General features: G+C 61.2%; 3 protein-coding genes. All 3 read right to left on the bottom strand.

The genetic code is table 11. The features are described from left to right. The coding region (locus AC2VON_RS19055; protein WP_486954346.1) for a hypothetical protein at positions 1-638 on the bottom strand (638 nt) is incomplete at its 3' end. Continuing rightward, positions 638-1,285 carry an SAF domain-containing protein gene (locus AC2VON_RS19060; protein WP_486954347.1) on the bottom strand — a complete coding sequence of 216 codons (648 nt, stop codon included), beginning with the start codon at positions 1,283-1,285 and terminating at the stop codon, positions 638-640. The genes AC2VON_RS19055 and AC2VON_RS19060, both read right to left, overlap by 1 nt. A gap of 104 nt (positions 1,286-1,389) precedes the next feature. Next, the coding region (locus tag AC2VON_RS19065; protein WP_486954348.1) for a ParA family protein at positions 1,390-2,072 on the bottom strand (683 nt) is incomplete at its 5' end.

Here is a 2,072-nt window from a genome sequence, read left to right on the forward strand (position 1 = left end):
GCGACGATGAAACTGTCGCCAAGGTGCATCACCAGACGAATGAATTCGCGGGTTGGCGCATCCATCAGCGACAGTTGTACGAGGTCATCGAGCGTAAACGGATAGATGGGTTTGCGGATGCTGACAATGGTGCGAGGCTCCGTGAGAATGCGTCCTTCGGCATCGCGGACGCTGTAGCGGGTGCCGGGACCCCCGACGATGTTCATCCGATATCCGCCCGGTAGCATTGCATCGGCCATCGGGTCAGACTTTGAGTAGACATACGGCGTGCCATCCAGTTGCCGGTCAATGAATTCCGAAAGCGCCGCTTCCGAAGGGAACTGTGCGTTTGGCGCGGAAAACTTGCGCCCGTTTCGCTCGATAATCGTGGTCGTACCCATAACGTGAACGTCCGTGACGAGCGGATCCTCCATGACGGACTGGAGCGCGTCAAACTGAAACCAAGTGTCGAGCACCGTTTGAATGACCCGTTCGCGCTCGGCCAGGGATACAAACGTCTCCGGTTCGGCACACATCCGGTACAGCACCGCGTGCCACTGGGTGCGGGTTGTGCCTGGTTGGCGCATCCTGGGATCCCCGAGTACGGCTGCCTTCAGCCGCTCGACGTCATTCGCTGTCTGTGTGTTGTCACTGGCCATCAGCGTCCACCTGCCTTGGAACCGGATGCTTGGGTCTGTGCATTCGGGGGCGGCGACGTCGTGACACGGGTTCCCGGGTTCCCGGCCCCAGTTGCAGGTGCTGGTGCTGTGGACAGGGAGATCGTCTCTGGTGCAGTGAACGATCCGTTTTGGGGGATGAGGCCAATCTGGACGCTGTTGTTCAAAATGGCAGGCGCGAGGACGCGATAGTCCTGCTCGGTCACAAACAGGAGGAGTGCCGTGGGCGCGCCGCCTTTCGCAGATTCAAGCACGTTTAACACCGGCACCGGTTCAATCGTGGTGAGGAGCGGCCCGCTGGCGGTTTGAGACGTCACAAGAAGCGCGATGCTCTCTCCCGGGTTCACGACCGACGCGAGCGGCGTCTGCACGGGGAGCGCCATCAACATGCCAGTCTCTCCGGTCCGTTCCGTGTACTGGGTGAGAAACGTCGAAAAGCTTCCACCGGACGGGTTCAAATCCGCCACCGTCACCGGGTCGCCTTTGGGCACGGCGAACGAGAGGTACTTCCCGACCACCGCGTCAGGTTTTGTTGCCATGCCGGTGATGCCAGCGGTTTTTGGAACCGTGACGGTCGTGACGTCAGCGGCCGCAATTCGTGTGTATGGGTACAAGGGTTTCGTGGCCACGACAACGGTCTCCGTATTCGCCGCGCGAAGTAAGACCACCGACCCGATGACGCCCGCACACACAGCGCAGACGAGGCCCAAAACGAATGACAACGTGCTCTTTCTCATCGGGTCGCCACCGCCTTTCTCCAGCGGCGACTGCGGCGCACAGGCAACCGCTCTGGCACCAGCCGCAGCGCTTCGATCACGTGCAGGGTCGCATCCTGCACCGGACGACTGCCAATGAGCGGCCCGGCACTCATGAGCGCACGGTACAGCCGCTTGTCTTCTGGCATGTTTACCACCACCGACCGAACGCCTGCTTCATCGAGCAGGCGCAAAGCGCGGCGATGTTCCGTCACGTGTTTGCGGATACGGTTCACGGAGACCACCACGCGTTCCGGCGATTTTAAGTGCCGGACCAGTTCGTACTCCTCCACAAACCGCTTGAACGCCATCCACTCGGGCGTCATCACGAACACCACTCGATCGGCTAAATCCAGCGCGGCATACGTGATGGCTGAAGACGGGCTGGTGTCGATGAGGACGACATCGAAGGCCCGCGCAAACGGATGCACCAATCGGCGCAGGGTGGCTGGGTCCAGGCCGTCGCGCATGCGGCCACTCGGGAGCAGATGCCAACCGTCAATCGATACCAGCGACTCCCGCAGGGTGGTATCGTCCATCTGAGCGGGGAGGCGCGTGAAATCATCCGTCGTCAGCGCCGCCTGTCGGTGGTGGATCGCCTGCAGGTTCCCTTTCGGATCGAGATCGATCACGCCGACCGAGACCCCTTGCTTCGCAAGAA

The sequence above is a fragment of the Mycobacterium sp. TH-M82 genome (genome assembly GCF_057473605.1).